Here is an 18,481-nt window from a genome sequence, read left to right on the forward strand (position 1 = left end):
TTGTTCGTAAAAGAGTAAATGGGACTGTCTCATCGCCGCGTAAGTGTTCGTCACACAGTCGTCAGGTGCGACCGCGAGTAGGGAAGACCGGCCCCCGAACGGTCATCTTAGCCGGGTCGTAGGGGCGCTGCAGCGCCACCACGTCATCGTAGGACCCGCGTAGCCACGTATCGACGTCCTCGGGCTCGAGGATCGTTATCATGGCCTTGGGATGGATCTGTGCGACAAGGCTGTTGGGGTCGCATGTGACCATGGTGAAGCCGTCACCTTCGACCGTGCGCTGCCAGAAGCCCGCAACGGCGAAGACAGGCTGGTCGATGACGCTGAACCACATCTCGCCTTTGAGGGGCGGCTTGCCGTCGCCCAAATCGTGCTTCTCCGGCGTGAACTCCGCAAACTCGGTCAGCGGGATCACGCATCGGTTTTCCGGCTTCTCGGCCAGCCTGCGCCACTGTGGCAGACTTAGCTGGCGGACGTTTGTCATCGGCCATGGCGCCTGTCCGCCAAGGACGTCCCAGGTCATCACGTCCCAGAAGCGGTCGAGACCGTTGAAAAACGCATGCTTGCTACCGCCCGGGCAGCGTGATTCACTCCTGCGAAGCAGCGGGAGTAGGGACATGATGGGTCGGCAGGTAGCGCAGGGCGCGCTGTTCTACGGGTTCCGGCTCGACGATCATGTGCCCGCTGACCACCTGCTCCGACGTATCGACGGCCTCTTTGATTTCGGCTTCGTGCGCGACGCACTGGCGGCGAGCTACAGCACGACCGGGCGACCCTCGATCGATCCGGAACTGATGCTGCGGATGCTGCTGGTCGGCTACCTGTTCGGCATCCGCTCAGAACGGCGCTTGTGCGAGGAGGTGCACCTCAACCTCGCTTACCGCTGGTTCTGTCGGCTCGATCTGGCCGATCGGGTGCCTGATCACTCGACTTTCTCAAAGAACCGGCACGGTCGCTTCCGCGCCTGCGACCTGCATCGTCTCCTGTTCGAACAGGTGGTCGCCAAGTGCGCCGGGGCCGGGCTGGTGGCGGGGCGCGACGTGGCGGTGGACGGCAGCACGGTCATGGCCGATGCCAGCCGGGAGAAGAAGCTGAAGGGTGCCGAGGCAGCTGACGAACTGCGTGCTCGGGAGAGCGTCTCGCGGCCCGTTGCTGAGTATCTCGCGGCGCTCGATGCCGCGCTGCCGCCAGGTCCGGACGAGCCGGCCTCCGTCGAGCCGGCAAGCATCTCGCCAACTGACCCGCAGGCGGCGCTCACCTGCAAGCACGGGCCGGCACGCTATGCCTATGCTATCAACCCGCTGCTCGACCTCGACACTGACTGTATCCTCGACGTTGAGGCAACGCCCGCGCGCTTCGCAGCTGAAGTGGCCGCGACCCGGACGCTGGTGTCACGCATCGGGACCAAGCTGGGCATCGCGCCTTCGAGCCTCTCGGCCGACAAGGCCTACGGCAGCGGCCCACTGCTCGGCTGGCTGGTCGACCGCAACATCACGCCGTACATTCCGGTCATCGACCGCGGTCGCCAGCGCGATGCCTTCTTCACCCGCGATGCCTTTCGCTATGACCGCGAGACCGACGCGTATCGCTGCCCGGCAGACAAGCTGCTTGGCTATTGCGGCACTAATCGCGCCAGTCAGGTCCGCGTCTACCGAAGCCGTCCCGCCGATTGCATCGCCTGCGAACTGAAACCCCAATGCACCATCGGCAAGAAGCGCGGTGTCACCCGCCTGGTGAGCGAGGATGCCCGTGATACCGTTCGTGCCCTTGCCGGCACCGAGGCCTACGTCCAGGCGCGGCGTCGAAGACAGCGGATCGAGCGCGTGTTCGGCCACCTGAAACGCAACCTGGGTCTACGAACGCTCAAGTTGCGAGGTCTCGCCGGAGCCGCGGAAGAGTTCACCATGGCCGCCGCGGCCTACAACCTCCAGCTGCTCGCGAGACAGGCCGTGCCGGCCTGATACGTAGGCCATCTTACCGACCACCAATAACAGTAGCCGTCCCCACGCGGCTCCCAAGCAGCCGTTTTTCAACGGTCTCGGTCGCCTTCCTGCTCGCGGACGACGTAGTTTCGGCTCTTGGGCCGCAGTTCGGCCGGGTTGAAGCGATTGTCGCGAGGGCGCTCGCTAAACAGCTTCGCGGCAGAGCCCCAGAGGGTTTCGGGTTCGCCAGCATACCGGGCTCGATTGCACATTGGGCCACCCTATGCCGTGGGAGCCGTCACCGCCACATGCTCAATCCGGGGCAGGGTAAATCGACGAACCGCACAATCCACTGTTCCCATTCTGTTCCGTTCAGCGTTATGAGGAGCGACGAGTTAGGGATTCAGATCATGTTGCTGCCGATCGCGCAGCCGGTCCCGCTTGCCGTGATGGCGCCGGGTTTCCGGCTGAAGCCGATCGGCGTAGCGGGAGCTGGCTTTCCGTCACCCGCCCAGGACTGGGAGGAGGACGCTATCAATCTGGTGGAGCTGCTGCGGCTCAATCGCGCCGCCAGCTTCGTCTTCCGGATCGACGGGAGCAGCATGGTCGATGCCGGCATCGCCGATCGCGACGTCGTAGTGGTGGATCGCGATGTCACGCCGCGCAGCGGCCACATCGTGATTGCCGTGCTGGCTGGCGGTTTCGTCTGCCGCCAGCTCGTTCACCGGGCAGGCGTGCCGTATCTGGAAGCCCGCAACAGCCGGCAGAGCTACCCGGAGCAGATCGCCGACGATCAGACGGAAATATGGGGCGTCGTGCGGGCAGCCGTCCGCGACTATCAGCGATAGCCGCACGCCGATGACCCATGCGATCGTCGACGTCAGCAATTTCTATGTCTCGTCGGAGAGGGTCTTTGACCCGAAGCTCCGGCGCGTGCCGGTTATCGTGCTGTCGAACAACGACGGTTGTGCGATCGCGCGGAGCGAGGAGGCCAAGGCCCTCCACATCAAGATGGGCGATCCGCTCTTCAAGATACGCGACATCGTCAAGCGCCATGGGATCGAGGTCCGCTCCTCGAATTACGAGCTGTACGCGGACATGAACCGGCGCTTCAACGCCGTGATCGCGGAGCATAGCGACCTGATCGAGATCTACTCGATCGACGAGAGTTTCTACCGGCTGCCTGTGTTGCCCAACGGGCTTGGGGATGTGGCGGCCGCGCATAAGCTGCGCGCGGCGATCTTGCGCCAAACCGGCCTTCCGACGCGGATCGGGCTAGGTCCGACGCGAGCATTGTCGAAGGTCGCGAACGCCTTGGCGAAGGCGACCGAGAAGATCTGGGGTGGTGTCGTCGACCTCCATGACACCGAGTTGCGCGCGCGCCTGTTTGCCGAGTGGCCGGTCAAGGAGGTCTGGGGGATTGGATCGGCCCTAACGGCGCGGCTGCACCCGCTTGGGATCCGCACGACGGCCGACCTGGTGGCGATGCCACCAGCGTCCGCGCGCGATGTCGGCACGGTCGTTCTCGAGCGCCTGGTGCGCGAGCTGAACGGCATCGAGTGCAATGACTTCAAGCCGGAGCCGGAGGCAAGTAAGGCAACGGCGGTGACGCGCCAGTTTGGCTCGCCGGTAACGGATCTCGACGAGCTGCGCGAGGCGATGGTGCGGCGCGCGGTGCGCGCGGCCGAGAAGATCCGTCACCAAGGATTGGTGGCGACGCGGCTGATCGTGTTCGCGCACGGCTCGCGCTACCGGCCCAATCCGCCCTCGGCGAGCCGGCAGACACGGATGTCGCCACCCAGCAACGATCCGCGCATCATCGCCGGCTTGGCCGGCAAGATGATGGAGGCGATGTACCAGCCCGGGGGTGTCTATACGAAGTGCGGCGTCTTGCTCGAGGAGCTGCTGCCGCAGGGCGCTGGGCAGGGGGACTTCTTCGCCGTCGAGGATCCGCGTGCGCCCGGGTTGCTGGCGGCTATGGATGGCCTCAACGATAGGTTCGGGCGCGGGACGGTCGGGATTGCTGCGCAGGGTTTTGGCGCGCGGGGGTTTGATACGAAGCGGAGCCAGAAAAGTCCGGCATGGACGACCCGGCTCGCTGACATCCCGATCGCTAGATAGGGCGGTGCAAAAGATCGTTTTCTTGGCGCCTTGCGAGTTATTGAAGGCTCGTGATCGCTTCCATCACATGGCAATCGGCGATCCGCCCGCCATCGCAGGACTGTGTCGCAGCACTTAATGCATCGCGAAGCGCAACAAGCCGCGTGATCCGATCCTCCACGCTCGCAAGATGCCGGCGCGCAATAGCGCCGGCCTCGTTGCAGTCCTGATCCGGGTTTGCAGACAAGGCGATCAAAGAACGGATTTCATCGACCGAAAAACCTAACTCACGGGCGTGGCGAATAAAGCCAAGCTGGCGAACCTGTGGCTCTCCGTAGGTTCGCCGCCCACCGCTAGTGCGGACCGCCTCGGGCATAAGGCCGATATCTTCGTAAAAGCGAATGGTGTTGACCTTGGTCCCGGTTCGCTTTGCCAAATCGCCAATCATCAACACGGTCGTGACCTTCACAAAACGCTTGCTCCTACAGTGACTGTAGATCGTAGGGGAGCATCATGAGTGCAAGTGAATCGTCATCCTGCGGCTGCACCGGCGATACGAAACGGGCTGAGCGCGATCCTGCGTATCGGCGCGCATTGTGGATCGTAGTGCTGCTCAATCTTGGCTTCGGCCTGGTTGAGATTGTCGGCGGCTTCCTAGCCGATAGTCAGGCGCTGAAGGCGGACGCGCTCGACTTCATCGGCGACGGCAGCATCTCCCTCTTGGGTCTGATCGCGCTCGGATGGACTGCCCGCGCACGTTCACAGGTCGCGCTCGCACAAGGCATTTTCCTCGGCACGCTCGGTGTGGGCGTCATCGCCTTCGCGCTGTGGCGCGCGATGAATGCTGTCGCGCCAGAAGCCGAGCTGATGGGCGTGATCGGAATCGTCGCGCTGATCGTCAACGTGACTGCGGCACTGGTGTTGGCGCGCTTTCGCAAGGGCGACGCGAATGTCACCGCGATCTGGCTGTTCAGCCGCAACGACGCGATCGCAAATGTCGCGGTGGTGATCGCCGCAGGGCTGGTTGGCTGGACCGGAGCCGCCTGGCCCGATCTGGCGGTAGCAGGCGTGATCGCCCTCCTGTTCCTTCATTCCGCCTACGAGATTGTCCGCAACGCGCGGCGCGAACTTCGGCCGGCATAGGCGCTATTTATGACGACACTGATCCATGCGCTTCTGCGCCCGCTACCCGGCCTGCTGATCGCAGCTCTCGCCGTTCCGTGCGCGGCCGATGCTCAATCGCAGGCCAGCGTTGAAACGGCCGCTGGCCCTGTGCTGACGCTCGAACAGACACTGGCGCTCGCTGAAGCGTCCGCACCATCACTTGAAGCGGCGCAGGCCGGCGTTCGCGCGACAGGCGCGGGGCGCGACGTCGCCGGCCTTCGCCCGAACCCGACGCTTAACGGCGGTCTCGAGTATTTCGGTGGGTCCGGGCAATATCGCGGTCTGCGGAGCGCAGAGGCGACGGTCGGTGTCGCGCTCCCGATCGAACTGGGCGGCAAGCGATCGGCGCGTGTCGGTGTCGCGAACGCGCTGGGCGAACAGTCACGTGTCGCGCTGGTTATCGCCGCAGCCGATATCCGGCTTGCCGTGACCCAGGCCTATATCGAAGCCGTGGCGGCCGATCGCCGCGTAACGACCGCGCGGGAGCAGGCGGGCATTGCCGGCGAGGCTGCGCGAGCGGCCGGCATTCGGGTCCGCGCGGGGCGCGCGTCACCGATCGAGCAGCAGCGAGCGGAGGTGTTGCGCATCAACGCCGAGGCGTCAGTTGAGCGTGCGCAACGCTTGTCCGACGTCGCTCGCGGCAACCTGGCCCGACGTATCGGTCAGCCCGTGACGGGCGCGCTCGACCTTGCATGGTTCGACCGCGTTCAGGGCTACGGCCCTTCGATACCGGTAAGCCCAGGCGGCACGCTGGCGCTGTCGGCCGCTCGCGCGGAGGTGGCGACGGCCGATGCACAGGTGCGGCTCGCACGCTCGCAGCGCATCCCCGATGTGACGGTCAGCGCCGGTGCACGCCGGATCGAGGAAACGAACGATATGGCAGCCGTCGTCGGGCTGTCGATCCCGATACCGCTGTTCAACAATGGCAGGGCCTCTCTCAACCAGGCGACAGCACAGCGCGAGCAGGCAGACGCTATGCGACGCGCGGCCGAACTGGATGCGGGGCAGTCGATCGCGACCGCACAGGCGGAGGTGGCGAATGCCGCCACCTCCGCTAGAACCACGAGCGGCCCGGTGCTGGCAGCGGCGCTGGAGTCGGCGCGCATCGCACGGATCGGCTACCGCGAGGGCAAGTTCGGCCAGCTCGACTTGCTCGACGCCGAACGTACCTTGTCGGAGACGCGCACTGCCGCGATCGATGCGCTTGCTACCTATCACGATGCCAAGGCCCGGCTTGAGCGGCTGACCGCTGCCGCTCCCGACCCTGCGAAGGACCAATGATGACGAAGACCGGCGTGCGGGCCGTGCTGTCCGCCCTGATTCCCCTGATGCTGCTCGCGTGTGGCGGCGGGGAAAAGAAGGCCGATGAACCGGCGGGCATGGAAGGCATGGAGAAGGGGGAGGCGGGTAAGCCTGCCGACAAGGACGCCGTCACCCTTTCAGCGCAGCAAATCGCGGATGCCGGAATCGAGGTCGGTCGCCCCACGATCGGCGGCATAGCGGGCGCCATCGAGCTGCCGGCGCTGGTCCAGGGCGACCCACAGGGCGTCCAGGTTGTCTCCGCCACCATCGGCGGAAGACTGGTCTCGCTCAACCGCAACCTCGGGCAGTCCGTCGGCCGCGGCGAAACGCTGGCGATCATCGAAAGTCGTGAAGCGGCTTCGCTGAACGCCGAAGTCGAGGCGGCACGCGCGCGATCCGCGCTCGCCCAATCGAACCTCCGCCGCGAGCAACGCCTGTTCGCCGAGCGCGTCTCGCCGGAACAGGATCTGGTGGCGGCCCGGACCGCCGCGACGGAAGCGAACATCGCCGTGCGGCTCGCACAACAGCAGCTCTCGGCAACGGGGGGCAGCGGGGGCGCGCTCAACCGCGTCGCGATCCGCTCGCCGATCGCCGGCCAGGTCATCGCGCGCGTTGCCACGCTCGGACAGACCGTCGCAGCAGACGGCGAGCTGTACCGCGTCGCGAACCTCTCCCGCGTGACGATCGCGGCATCGTTATCGCCGGCCGACGCCGGCAGGGTGCGACCGGGAACCCGCGTAGAGGTCACATCGGCCGGACGCCGGCAGGAAGGGCGCGTGACGTTCGTCTCACCGGTGCTCGATGAAACCACCAAGCTCGTCCAGGTCCTTGCGACCCTCGACAATGGCGGGGGAACATGGCGTGTCGGCGAACCCGTCACCGCATCGATCCCGCTACCGTCGACCAACGATCGCAGCATCGCCGTACCCTCGACGGCGGTCCAGTCGGTCGAGAACAAAACTGTTGTGTTCGTGCGCACGCCGACCGGTTTCAAGGCGATGCCGGTGACGGCGGGTCGCCGCAACGGCGATCAGGTTGTCATCGCTGCCGGCCTGAACGGCAGCGAGCGGATCGCGACCACCAACAGCTTCACGCTCAAAGCCGAACTCGGCAAGGGCGGCGGAATGGACATGGATTGATCCGATGATTGGTCGCCTCGTCACCTTCGCCGTTGAGCGCCGATGGCTCGTCCTGCTCTTCACCGGGATCGCAGCGCTGTTCGGCGCGCTCGCGCTCCAGCGCCTCCCGATCGATGCCGTACCGGACATCACCAACAACCAGGTCCAAGTGAACGTGATGGCCCCGTCGCTGTCGCCCGATCAGATCGAGCGGCAGGTATCGTTCACGATCGAAACCGCGCTCGCCGGCATTCCCGGCCTCGATTACACGCGCTCGCTCAACCGGAACGGCTTTGCCCAGATCACGGCCGTGTTCTCGGACAGCACCGATATCTACTTCGCGCGCCAACAGGTCGCCGAACGGCTCCGTTCTGCCGAAGAGCGTCTGCCGCAAGGCGTGATGCCGGAGATGGGGCCGATCGCGACCGGCCTCGGCGATATTTTCATGTGGACGGTCGAACTGCGCGAGCTGGACAAAGTTCGGCATCGCGACGGCGAACCGGGGCTGCAACGGGACGGCAGCTACATCACGCCGGAAGGCGAACACCTCGTCAGCGAAGCGGACAAGGCTACCTACCTGCACACGGTCCAGGAATGGATCGTCGCCCCGCAGCTCCGCGGCACGCCCGGCGTTGCCGGCATCGACTCCCTCGGCGGCTATGATCGGCAGTATCTCGTCGTGCCGGACCTTCAGCGCCTGGCCGCGTTGCACTTGACGATCCAGGACCTCGCAACATCGCTCGAGCGCAGCAACACCAGCATCGGTGCCGGCACCGTCAACCGAAACGGCGAAGGGCTGTTCGTCCGCTCCGATGCGCGGGTCCGCACCGCGAACGAGCTGGCGCGGACCGTGGTCGCCACGCGCGAAGGCGTGCCGATCACGCTCGATCAGGTCGCGACCGTCCGACCAGGGCAGGGCATCCGCACCGGCTCGGCGTCAGAAAACGGTCACGAGGTCGTCGTCGGCACGGCCGTCATGCGCATTGCAGAGAACAGTCGCACCGTGGCGACTGCCGTTTCCGAGCGCCTGAAAACGATCGGCCGCTCGCTGCCGGCCGATATCGTCGTGAAGCCGGTGCTGGATCGCACCAACCTCGTGAACTCGACGATCACGACGGTCGGCCGCAACCTCGCCGAAGGCGCGGTGCTGGTCATCGTCGTGCTGTTCCTGCTGCTCGGCAATTTCCGGGCTGCGCTGATCGCCGCGCTGGTGATCCCGATCACGATGCTGCTGACCAGCGCCGGGATGCTCAAAGCCGGGGTGTCGGCGAACCTGATGAGCCTTGGCGCGCTCGATTTCGGCCTCATCGTGGATGGCGCAGTCATCATCGTCGAAAACGCGCTGCGCCGGCTTGCCGAGCGGCAACACGCGTTGGGCGAACGCCTCTCGCTGGAAGAACGGCTTGCGATCGTCGCCGCGTCCGCGCGCGAGATGATCCGCCCGTCTGTATACGGGCAGGCGATCATCATCCTCGTTTATGCCCCGCTGCTCACGTTCTCGGGCGTCGAGGGCAAGATGTTCGAGCCGATGGCGCTGACCGTCATCATCGCGCTCGTCTTCGCTTTCATCCTGTCGCTGACCTTCGTGCCCGCGGCGATTGCCGCATGGATCGGTGGCAAGGTCGACGAAAAGGAAAGCCGGATCGTTACCGTCCTTCGGCAGCGATACGAACCCGGCCTCGATGCCGCGATGCGCAGACCGAGCATTACGATCGGGGCTGCGGCCGTTGCCGTAGTCGCGGCAGTTCTGGCGTTCTCGACGCTTGGCCAAGAGTTTCTGCCGCAACTCGATGAAGGCAATATCCTCGTCCAGGCATGGCGTCCGCCCGGCACGTCGGTCGAGCAGAGCCAGCAGATGCAGTTCGCGGTCGAGAAGACGATCGCGCGCGAGCCCGAAGTCCGCTTCGCCTTCTCGCGCACGGGAACGTCGGAAATCGCTTCGGACCCCATGCCGGCGAACGCCACGGACACGTTCGTCATCCTGAAGCCGCGCAGCGAATGGCCCGACCCCGATCTTGCCAAGGCCGAGCTGGTCGAGCGGATCGAAACGAAGCTCAAGGCGGTGCCGGGGAACGGCTACGAGATCACGCAGCCGATCCAGATGCGCTTCAACGAGTTGATCGCGGGCGTGCGCGGCGACATTGCGGTTAAGGTGTTCGGCGACGACTTCACACAAATGAACGCGACTGCCAACCAGGTGGCGGCGGTGCTGCGGAAGGTCCGCGGCGCGGCCGATGTCCAGGTCGAACAGACCGATGGCCTGCCGTTGCTCGATATCCGACCGAACCGCGACGCTATGGCCCGCGTCGGCGTGACGGCCGGCGACGTGCAGGACACCGTTGCCGCGACGATCGGGGGGCGTGAAGCCGGGATGATCTTCGAGGGTGATCGTCGCTTCCCGGTCGTGATCCGCCTCGGCGAAACGTCTCGTGCCGATCTTCAGGCGATCGGCCAGATTCCGGTGCCGACCGCAGGCGGCTCCTATGTGCCGTTGGGGAGCGTCGCCGACGTTGCTCTGGGGGACGGACCGAACCAGATCAGCCGCGAGAACGGGAAGCGCCGCGTGGTCGTACAGGCCAACGTGCGCGGGCGGGACGTTGCCGGCGTCGTCGCCGACGCGCAGGCGGCGATCGATGCGCAGGTGCCGCTTTCGCCGGGCATCTACCTCAAATGGGGCGGGCAGTTCGAGAACCTGGCGGCTGCGCGAGATCGGCTGACGATCGTCGTCCCGATCTGCTTCGCGGTCATCATGCTGCTGCTCTACGGGGCGTTGGGAAGCGTGCGCGACGCGGCGCTGGTATTCACCGGCGTTCCGCTGGCGCTGGTGGGTGGAATCCTCGCACTGGTGCTGCGCGGTATGCCCTTCTCGATCTCGGCCGCTGTCGGCTTCATCGCCCTGTCGGGCGTGGCAGTGCTGAACGGCCTGGTTATGGTCAGTTCAATCCAAGAGTTGATGAAACAAGGCATGCCGCGCGCCGAGGCTGCAAGAGAAGGCGCGCTGACGCGCTTCCGCCCCGTCGCGATGACGGCGCTGGTCGCCTCGCTAGGGTTCGTACCGATGGCACTCGGCCACGGCGCGGGAGCAGAGGTTCAAAAGCCGCTTGCTACGGTGGTGATCGGCGGGTTGATCTCGGCAACGTTACTGACGCTGTTCGTGCTGCCGACGCTGTACGCTCGTTTCGGGCAGGCAAGAGCCTCCTCGGTTCCGCTGGCTGACTGAACGCGCCGCTACCGCCACTTTTATCTGGTCGCACTGGTAGCGCCATAGCCAGCAAACCGAGATGCGGCACACAAGTTTCGGCTAGCCAGCCCTGATATATCCTCTATGCTGGATATATGGAAAACGAGTCGGCAATTGCTGCGCTAGGCGCTCTCGCACAAGGAACGCGGCTCGACGTGTTCCGCCTGTTGGTGCGGCACGAACCGGATGGCTTGGCTGCGGGCGAAATCGCCCGCCAGCTCGACGTGCCGCAAAACACCATGTCCGCACACCTCGGCATTCTGGCCCGTGGTGGACTGGTGCGATCCGAACGGCATAGCCGCTCGATCATCTACCGTGCCAATCTCGACGGCCTGCGCGCGCTCACGCTGTTTCTCGTCAAAGATTGCTGCGCCGGCAATGCGGAGCTGTGCGCTCCGCTGATCGCCGAACTTACTCCTTGCTGCTGAAAGGACGCCCCTTGGCCGTCGATATCGTCGTCTATCACAACCCCGAATGCGGCACGTCGCGCAATACCCTCGGCCTGATCCGCAATGCCGGCATCGAGCCGCATGTCGTGGAATATCTGAAAACCCCGCCCTCGCGCGCGCTGCTGGTCGAGCTGATCGACCGGGCCGGCATGACACCCCGCGAACTGCTGCGAGAGAAGGGGACGCCCTATGCGGCATTGGGTCTGGGCGCCACGGCGCTGTCCGACGATGCGCTGGTGGACGCGATGATGGCGCATCCGATCCTCATCAACCGGCCGCTTGTCGTCTCACCGCTTGGCGTGAAGCTGTGCCGGCCGTCCGAAGCAGTGCTTGATCTGCTGCCGGGCGATCAACGCGGCGCGTTCGCGAAGGAAGACGGACAACAGGTGGTCGATGCCTCAGGCCAGCGCGTCGCCTGATGCTCCTTGCCGTCCTGATCTTCGTTGCCACGATTGCGCTCGTCATCTGGCAACCCAAGGGCCTCGGCATCGGGTGGAGCGCGATGGGTGGTGCCGTCGTGGCGCTGCTCGCGGGCGTCGTCACGCTGTCCGACGTGCCGGTAGTGTGGGGCATCGTCTGGAACGCGACGGCTGCGTTCGTTGCGATTATCGTCATAAGCCTGCTGCTCGATGAAGCCGGTTTCTTCGAATGGGCGGCGTTGCACGTCGCACGCTGGGGCAGGGGGCACGGTCGCCGGCTGTTCGTCCTGATCGTGCTGCTCGGCGCGGCGGTGTCCGCGCTGTTCGCCAACGATGGCGCGGCGCTGATCCTGACGCCGATCGTCATCGCCATGCTGCGGGCGCTTGGCTTCAAGGACAAGGCGACCTTGGCATTCGTCATGGCGGCCGGGTTCATCGCCGACACGGCCAGCCTGCCGCTGGTCGTCTCGAACCTCGTCAACATCGTGTCGGCCGACTTCTTCAAGATTGGGTTCGGCAAATATGCGTCCGTGATGGTGCCGGTCGATCTTGTTTCGATCGCCGCCACGCTCGGCGCGCTGCTGCTGTTCTTCCGCCGCGACATTCCGAAAGCCTATGACGTGGGGGCCCTCCGCGCGCCCCGCGATGCCATCCGTGACCCCGCGACATTCCGCGCCGGGTGGATCGTCCTCGCGCTGTTGCTGGCTGGCTTCTTCCTGCTCGAACCCCTTGGCGTGCCCGTCAGCGCCGTTGCCGCTGCCGGCGCGATCCTACTGCTTGTGATCGCGGGGCGGGGCCATGTAATCCAGACCGGCAAGGTACTGCGCGGCGCACCGTGGCAAGTCGTGATCTTCTCCCTCGGCATGTATCTGGTCGTCTATGGCCTGCGAAACGCGGGCCTCACCGACCATCTGGCCGCGCTACTCGATCGCACCGCTCAAGGCGGCGTGTGGGGCGCTGCTTTCGGGACGGGCGTGATCGCGGCCGTCCTGTCGTCGGTGATGAACAACATGCCGACCGTGCTGGTGGGGGCGCTGTCGATCGACGCGGCCCATGCTACGGGCGCGGTGAAGGAAGCGATGGTCTATGCCAACGTAATCGGCTGCGACCTCGGCCCCAAGCTGACACCGATTGGCTCGCTCGCGACGCTGCTATGGCTGCACGTCCTCGGTCAGAAGGGCGTGCGCATCGGGTGGGGCTACTATTTCAAGGTGGGCGTCACGCTCACGGTGCCCGTGCTGCTCATCACGCTCGCGGCACTGGCGCTGAGGATTTCTCTCGGATGACAGCCTTGATCTACATAGCCGCGGCTCTCGCCGAGATCGCCGGATGCTTTTCCTTCTGGGCATGGCTCCGCATGGGGAAGTCTCCCTTCTGGCTGGCTCCAGGCTTCTTGTCCCTGATCCTGTTCGCTTGGCTCCTGACACGCGTTGATAGCGATGCGGCGGGGCGGGCCTATGCTGCCTATGGTGGCATATACATCTGCGCGTCCCTGATGTGGTTATGGGCCGTCGAAGGCGTGCGACCGGACCGCTGGGACATCGGTGGTGCCGCTCTTTGCCTTATCGGCACCTGTATAATCCTGTTGGGACCAAGGACCGCCTGATGCCTCTCCGCAATCTTCAGGCGCCGGATCATTTGCCGGCGCTCAACCGCGCCTTTGCCCTCGAACGGCCGGCGCTCGGGCTTGGGCCGGACGATCCAGCGCCGCGCATCCTGCTGCTATATGGATCACTGCGCGAGCGGTCGTTCTCTCGCCTGTGCGTAGAGGAAGCCGCACGCCTGCTTCAATTCTTCGGCTGCGAAACGCGCATCTTCGATCCATCGACCCTGCCGCTGCCCGATCAGCATGTGGGCGACAATCATCCGGCCGTCCACGAACTGCGCGAGCTGTCGTTGTGGTCGGAAGGGCATGTGTGGTGCAGCCCGGAACGCCACGGGCAGATTACCGGCATCATGAAGCTGCAAATCGATCACCTGCCGCTGTCGATGGGCGGGATGCGTCCGACGCAGGGGCGCACGCTCGCGGTCATGCAGGTGTCGGCCGGATCGCAGTCGTTCAACAGCGTCAACACGCTACGCGTGCTCGGCCGCTGGATGCGGATGGTCACGATTCCGAACCAATCATCCGTCGCCAAGGCATTCGCCGAGTTCGATGATGCCGGCCGCATGAAGCCATCGAGCTACTATGACCGGATCGTTGATGTGATGGAGGAGCTGGTGCGCTTCACGGTACTGCTTCGCCCGCATACTGCTCAGCTTGTGGACCGTTATTCCGAGCGCAAGGAGGCGGGCGTGCTGATTGATACGACCACTGACCTATCAAGCATCGCAACGGCCAGGTCATAGCGCAAAGGGCCAAGGAAAAGACATATGGGCTCCCAGCGGTAACCTGAGACATGACGGTAGCGGGGCGGTCGGTGCCGCCCCGGCCTTCCGCTCACTCTTCCCAGAGCGGCTTGAGCTTGCGAGCCCGCTTGCTTGCGGCCCGGGGTGCCGGTGCGGGCATCCCGTGTGCTGCGATTTCTGCCTGGATGCTTGCGATCTCCGCGAGCCAAGCCTGGGTGCGTGCGGTCTGAGTGTGCATTTGAACCTCCGTCTGTTCGTTGAGACGGGTGCGGCCGGACGATCGGTCGGGGTCGGGGTCAGGGACCGCGTAGCGGCCGCGAAGCGGGGCGTGGGGGTGCCGATTTTGTTGCGGCTGGAGTGGAGCGCAGCGGAGCGCAACGCCGCGGCAAAATTGGGGGCACCGCGCATCCTTGACGCCGGCCCCGCCCGATTGTCACGATGGAGGGTCGTCGACGACAGCGACTTTTCCGACTTTGGTAAGGATGGCGGCTGTCAGTTCGTCGCTGTCGAGCTCGCCGGCGATGTAGCGCGCGTTGAGTCGCTCGATGTCTTCGGAAAGAATGCCACCTTCATGGCGAACGCTGCCGCGGGCGAAGTCGACCTCGCGTTGACGCCGCGCGCGCTCCTCTGGGCTGACCGACGCAATCCGATCGGGGAGGGGAGTTTCGTCCTTCATCGTCTAATCCTCTCAGGCGTTAGAATAATGCCCCGCCGCGTGGGCGCCAGGGCAGGATTCCTCACCGCTCATCGACGCGCATGATCGTCAGGACGCGGGTGGTTACGAACGGATCTGCCGGGTTCTCCGAGCCGGCTGAGAGATCGAGGTTGTAGTAATCGATCTTGAAGTAGCAGGCCGTGCCCTCGAACTCGAACCGGCCCATGTCGCGCTCGCCGTGGGGATCGATCGCACCGTCGAAGCCATCATAATCGCGCACGGTGCGCAGCAGCTCGGCGCGCTTGCGGAAGCCCCGGAAGATGGTCGTATCTCCGATCAGGGCGGCAATCCCGATCGTCATGACGACGCGGTTGTGGCCCGGGCTGGTCAGATGTTCGCGCAGCCAATCGTTGAGGCGCGCGATCTCGCTCGGCCCGCCCTGGGGGCGTTCGGATGTGGAGGTCTGGTCGGCCATGTCGGTCTCCTTGTCCTGACCCCGCCAATCGGGGTCTTCGACAGGCGACAGGACCGCCGAGGCATAGCTGCCTCGCGCACCCGCAGGGTCGCAACGGAGTGGAGAAGCCCGCTTGCGGGCTTGCGCGGGAAAGCGCCTCGGCGAGGACGTAGGAGCCCGAAGACCCCTCGGGATGGCGGCGAAGTGGAGACCGCGCCGATTCCAAGCCGCTGGACGATCCTGCGCGCGGGGGATTATCGTGCGGCCATGGAAACCGCTGCCAATGTCGTTGCCCTGTGGCCCCGCTGGATGGAGAACGCCGGCGACTTGTTGCGGATGAAAGCGCTGGTTCGCTCGCGGTGCTGCAAATGCGGGACGCTGATGCGAGTGGAGATGGAGGATGTCGTCGCGCGCCACGGCCCCGGCTACTCGCTGGTCGACAAGCTGGAGCGCTGCCGGATGGTCGAGTGCATCGGATCGACCTTCTATCTGGCGACGCGGACCTATGGCGGTCAGTGGACGACGCTGCTGCGCGATCCCAAGCTGCTCGAGGTTTTCGAGGAGCTCCCGCCTGTCAGAACCGCGTGGAGCTGACCGGTCCAGGCGTGTCTTGAAGCAGTAAGGATTGAGGCGTATATAGGCCGGGCTACGATGGTCTAGGTCTATAGATCACATCCTGAGCCCCGGACGTTCCAGCGTTCGGGGCTCAAATTGTTTAAGGACGCCCCGGCGTTCCAGCGCCGGGGGTCCCCAACTCGGCCTAGTGGCGCGTCAGCTCGATGATTTTCACCACCAGGCTGATGATCGCGACGACGAGCGTCGCGGTGCCGAGTACCAGTGCTACGATTGTTGCAGGGTCTATATAAATCACCTCCTTGCGACCGTCAGGTTGACGGCCGCCCCCTCGGTACGGGGGAGGCAGCGGGGGCGCCACCAACATTAGGCGGTGAGCAAAAAAAGGGGGCCGAAGCCCCCTTGATGTCAGTGCCGCAGGATCGACACCAGCGTTCCGATCGCGGTCAGGGCCACGATGGTAAAGCCGATGATGCTGATGACCCATGTCTGGGTTTTCATGTGCGTCTCGAGCGACCTTTGCAGGCCGTCGATCTTCTCCTGAAGCGGCTTTGTCGCGTCTCCAACCATGTCGTCGATATACTCCTCGATGCTGGCTACCACCAGCTTTGCCTGATCGTCGGTTACGTTGATGGATTTGAGTGTTTGATACAGATCGACTTGCATAGGCTTCTCCCGTTGTTTGCACGAAATTGTGCGGGAGTACCGGGACATGGGCTCCGGGCGATCGGGTCAGGGACCGCGTAGCGGCCGCGCCAGCGGGGCGTGGGGGAGCCGATTTGCACAGCAAATTGGGGGAACCGCGCATCCTTGAGGCGATCGCCGCACCCATGTCATACTTGGACGACACGAATGAGCAGTCCTCCCACAGTGCCGCAGTGCGCGAAGCGCGGGGCCGGGACGGGCTCGATGCCCGTCCTGGCCCCCTAAGTCTTTGCGCCTGACAAAGGCGCGGGGGCCTTTCGGCCCCCACCCGGTCAGGCGAAGGGGTCGAACTCGTGGACCACGGTGAGCGAGCTATCGTGGTCTTCTGCGGTGATGACGCTGTATTGAGTGCCCACGGCGATGACCATGGTGACGACCATGAGGTTCCGGGCGAGGCTGAGAGCGGATTTGCGGGCGATCCAGATGTCGTTGAACATGTCCGAGGCTCCTTGAAGCCGGCGGGGTTCATCCCCGCTCGACAGGCGCCCGACAGGACGGGGAGGGGCCGCGATCACTTTTTTCCGGCACGGAAAAAAGCCGTAGCGAAGCGCCCGGACCCCTTGCGGGTTGATCGTATAAGGCCCCGAGCCGGCCCAAGGATTGCGCCTCAAAGAGCGGGGTGAAGCTCGTTGGCCGGAGCTTCGCGTTCAACGGTGGACCGCCTGTGACGCACCCTTGCCCGGAGGTGGACGTTCGCTTGATCCGCTGGACCGCTCTGCGTCTTGTTCGATGAGATAGCCGCTGGGGTGCTGATCGCCCCTGGCTGGTTATGGTCGGAAAGATGTTGCCGCTTTTCGGAAGAAGATTTCCTGCGCGCTCCGCGCCCGTCAGTTGATCGTTACCCGAATGGGCCGAGACCCGTAGGGACTCGGTGGAGCAAAGCGGAATAGAGCGACGGTCCCGGCGCAGCCGGGAGACGCCGAATTACTCTCTTCCGGATCTCACGAAATGCGCTTCGACACTTCCCGCAGCAATTCCGGATTTTGGTTCAGCTCGCGCACCGCCTTGAGCATTCCATTCTCGAAATGGCTCACATGGGTCGGCTGTGGTCGGGGATCATCCAAAAGGTCGGACAATCTAATCCCCTCGGGAAGCGGCTGTTCCTCCGCAGTAGGGTTGTGATCTGTGAGGCCGCTGAGATCGCCTAGCGCGCCCGCGACCGGCTGAGGGGTTAGACGGTTCTTGCGCATGGCCTTGTCCTCCTTCGACATTGTGCCAGCGTAGCTTGGCGAGCCGGGTCCGCGAAAACGGGCATCTACGAGACGAGCGGTGAACACGAGGAGAGGCCCGGAGCCGCAGCTCCGGGCCGTTTCCCGCCTCCGAGTCAGAAGGGGACGTCGTCGTCATCCAGACCGCCGTGGTCCTGCGTGTTGCCCTGCTGGCGACCGCGGCTGAGGAAGGTCACTTCGTCGGCGATGATCTCGACGCCGTAGCGCTCGATGTTCTCCTGGTCGGTCCAGCGGGTGTAGTGGATGCGACCCCGGACCATGACCTTCTGGCCCTTGTCGACATACTGCGCGACGGTCTTGCCGACGCCGTTGAAGCAGGTGATCCGGTGCCACTCTGTGTCCTCGAAGCGGCGGTTGTCGCTGTCCTTCATGATCTTGCCCTCGCTGTCGCGCTTGGGGCGCGAGGTGGCGAGGCTGAACTGGGTGATCTTGGTGCCGCCCTGGGTGGAGCGGGTTTCGGGCGTGGCGCCGACGTTGCCGGCGAGGATGACGAGGTTCTGCATTTCGAGGTTCCTTTTTTGCTTCGCCGGGGGTTCGTCCCCTCGACTGAACACCGTCAAAGGCGGCCAGGACGCCCTCTCCACCGAAGCGCGAAGCGCGTAGGGGAACCCCGATCAAAGGGGTGGTGCGGGCAGCCGCGCAGCGGCAACTCGGCCCGAATGATCGCGGGTTGGAGGGGGTGGACGGCCGGCTTAGGTCGTTCAGGAAAGAGAGGGGATGAACCCCCACGGGCGCGCAAACGCCAAGGATCCGAAGAGCAGGACACCCTTGTCGCTATCCTCGTCCGGCATTGCCACCACG

At 64.8% G+C, this 18,481-nt stretch carries 21 protein-coding genes and 1 pseudogene; 13 read left to right on the plus strand and 9 right to left on the minus strand.

Translation table 11 applies throughout. The features are described 5' to 3' along the window. Positions 1-61: 61 nt before the first annotated feature. A complete protein-coding gene (locus OXR60_RS13565) occupies positions 62-619 on the minus strand; it encodes an SOS response-associated peptidase family protein (protein ID WP_267396449.1) in 558 nt (185 codons plus the stop codon). Between OXR60_RS13565 and OXR60_RS13570 the strand changes: the two genes are divergently transcribed. Continuing rightward, positions 618-1,961: an IS1182 family transposase gene (locus tag OXR60_RS13570; RefSeq protein WP_267396450.1), complete on the plus strand. Its 1,344-nt coding sequence runs from the start codon at positions 618-620 to the stop codon at positions 1,959-1,961. The genes OXR60_RS13565 and OXR60_RS13570 overlap by 2 nt on opposite strands. A gap of 77 nt (positions 1,962-2,038) precedes the next feature. Here the strand turns inward: OXR60_RS13570 and OXR60_RS13575 are convergent. Further along, positions 2,039-2,194 (minus strand): annotated as a pseudogene (locus tag OXR60_RS13575) (DUF159 family protein); the annotation flags it as partial. Between the two features lie 138 nt (positions 2,195-2,332). Between OXR60_RS13575 and OXR60_RS13580 the strand changes: the two are divergent. Both OXR60_RS13580 and OXR60_RS13585 read left to right on the plus strand, forming a co-directional pair. After that, positions 2,333-2,770: a S24 family peptidase gene (locus tag OXR60_RS13580; protein WP_267396452.1), complete on the plus strand. Its 438-nt coding sequence runs from the start codon at positions 2,333-2,335 to the stop codon at positions 2,768-2,770. A gap of 10 nt (positions 2,771-2,780) precedes the next feature. Further along, on the plus strand, positions 2,781-4,043 hold the full coding sequence (locus OXR60_RS13585) for a Y-family DNA polymerase (RefSeq protein WP_267396453.1): 1,263 nt from the start codon (positions 2,781-2,783) through the stop codon (positions 4,041-4,043). Positions 4,044-4,080: 37 nt separating this feature from the next. On the opposite strand, the gene OXR60_RS13590 is transcribed toward OXR60_RS13585, so the two are convergent. Continuing rightward, positions 4,081-4,470, minus strand: coding sequence for a helix-turn-helix domain-containing protein (locus tag OXR60_RS13590; protein ID WP_267396472.1), 390 nt, complete (start codon positions 4,468-4,470; stop codon positions 4,081-4,083). Positions 4,471-4,535: 65 nt separating this feature from the next. On the opposite strand from OXR60_RS13590, the gene OXR60_RS13595 reads away from it, so the two are divergent. From OXR60_RS13595 to arsH, 9 genes are all read left to right on the plus strand, one after another. Then, positions 4,536-5,165: a cation transporter gene (locus OXR60_RS13595; RefSeq protein WP_267396454.1), complete on the plus strand. Its 630-nt coding sequence runs from the start codon at positions 4,536-4,538 to the stop codon at positions 5,163-5,165. A 9-nt stretch (positions 5,166-5,174) separates the two neighbouring features. Further along, complete coding sequence (locus tag OXR60_RS13600) at positions 5,175-6,467, plus strand: TolC family protein (RefSeq protein ID WP_267396455.1); 1,293 nt, start codon at positions 5,175-5,177, stop codon at positions 6,465-6,467. A gap of 47 nt (positions 6,468-6,514) precedes the next feature. After that, positions 6,515-7,627 carry an efflux RND transporter periplasmic adaptor subunit gene (locus OXR60_RS13605; protein ID WP_267396473.1) on the plus strand — a complete coding sequence of 371 codons (1,113 nt, stop codon included), beginning with the start codon at positions 6,515-6,517 and terminating at the stop codon, positions 7,625-7,627. Positions 7,628-7,631: 4 nt separating this feature from the next. Continuing rightward, complete coding sequence (locus OXR60_RS13610) at positions 7,632-10,826, plus strand: CusA/CzcA family heavy metal efflux RND transporter (RefSeq protein ID WP_267396456.1); 3,195 nt, start codon at positions 7,632-7,634, stop codon at positions 10,824-10,826. 116 nt (positions 10,827-10,942) lie between these two features. Beyond that, positions 10,943-11,275, plus strand: a complete 333-nt coding sequence (locus OXR60_RS13615; RefSeq protein ID WP_267396457.1) for a metalloregulator ArsR/SmtB family transcription factor — start codon at positions 10,943-10,945, stop codon at positions 11,273-11,275. Positions 11,276-11,286: 11 nt separating this feature from the next. Continuing rightward, entirely contained in the window at positions 11,287-11,715 is a 429-nt protein-coding gene (arsC, locus tag OXR60_RS13620) for an arsenate reductase (glutaredoxin) (RefSeq protein ID WP_267396458.1), read from the plus strand. Then, positions 11,715-13,001, plus strand: coding sequence for an arsenic transporter (locus tag OXR60_RS13625; protein WP_267396459.1), 1,287 nt, complete (start codon positions 11,715-11,717; stop codon positions 12,999-13,001). Before arsC ends, OXR60_RS13625 begins: the two co-directional genes overlap by 1 nt. Next, positions 12,998-13,321 (plus strand): YnfA family protein, encoded by a 324-nt coding sequence (locus OXR60_RS13630; protein ID WP_267396460.1) that lies wholly within the window; start codon positions 12,998-13,000, stop codon positions 13,319-13,321. The genes OXR60_RS13625 and OXR60_RS13630 overlap by 4 nt, the downstream gene beginning before the upstream one ends. Continuing rightward, complete coding sequence (gene arsH / locus OXR60_RS13635) at positions 13,321-14,064, plus strand: arsenical resistance protein ArsH (protein ID WP_267396461.1); 744 nt, start codon at positions 13,321-13,323, stop codon at positions 14,062-14,064. Before OXR60_RS13630 ends, arsH begins: the two co-directional genes overlap by 1 nt. A 433-nt stretch (positions 14,065-14,497) precedes the next feature. On the opposite strand, the gene OXR60_RS13640 is transcribed toward arsH, so the two are convergent. Both OXR60_RS13640 and OXR60_RS13645 read right to left on the minus strand, forming a co-directional pair. Beyond that, positions 14,498-14,740, minus strand: a complete 243-nt coding sequence (locus tag OXR60_RS13640; protein WP_267396462.1) for an antitoxin VbhA family protein — start codon at positions 14,738-14,740, stop codon at positions 14,498-14,500. A gap of 61 nt (positions 14,741-14,801) precedes the next feature. Next, on the minus strand, positions 14,802-15,194 hold the full coding sequence (locus tag OXR60_RS13645; protein ID WP_267396463.1) for a DUF3768 domain-containing protein: 393 nt from the start codon (positions 15,192-15,194) through the stop codon (positions 14,802-14,804). A 246-nt stretch (positions 15,195-15,440) separates the two neighbouring features. Between OXR60_RS13645 and OXR60_RS13650 the strand changes: the two genes are divergently transcribed. Then, on the plus strand, positions 15,441-15,767 hold the full coding sequence (locus OXR60_RS13650; RefSeq protein ID WP_267396464.1) for a hypothetical protein: 327 nt from the start codon (positions 15,441-15,443) through the stop codon (positions 15,765-15,767). Positions 15,768-16,154: 387 nt separating this feature from the next. On the opposite strand, the gene OXR60_RS13655 is transcribed toward OXR60_RS13650, so the two are convergent. The 4 genes from OXR60_RS13655 to OXR60_RS13670 all read right to left on the minus strand — a co-directional run bounded on the left by OXR60_RS13655 (position 16,155) and on the right by OXR60_RS13670 (position 18,183). Further along, positions 16,155-16,412 (minus strand): hypothetical protein, encoded by a 258-nt coding sequence (locus OXR60_RS13655; RefSeq protein WP_267396465.1) that lies wholly within the window; start codon positions 16,410-16,412, stop codon positions 16,155-16,157. Positions 16,413-16,723: 311 nt separating this feature from the next. Beyond that, positions 16,724-16,888, minus strand: a complete 165-nt coding sequence (locus OXR60_RS13660; RefSeq protein WP_267396466.1) for a hypothetical protein — start codon at positions 16,886-16,888, stop codon at positions 16,724-16,726. A gap of 504 nt (positions 16,889-17,392) precedes the next feature. Further along, the gene (locus OXR60_RS13665) at positions 17,393-17,662 is read right to left on the minus strand and encodes a hypothetical protein (RefSeq protein ID WP_267396467.1); all 270 of its coding nucleotides are present in this window, start codon (positions 17,660-17,662) and stop codon (positions 17,393-17,395) included. A gap of 113 nt (positions 17,663-17,775) precedes the next feature. Next, a complete protein-coding gene (locus OXR60_RS13670; protein WP_267396468.1) occupies positions 17,776-18,183 on the minus strand; it encodes a single-stranded DNA-binding protein in 408 nt (135 codons plus the stop codon). Positions 18,184-18,481: the final 298 nt, after the last annotated feature.

This window comes from Sphingomonas sp. GC_Shp_5 (assembly GCF_026540855.1).
GTDB lineage: Bacteria > Pseudomonadota > Alphaproteobacteria > Sphingomonadales > Sphingomonadaceae > Sphingomonas.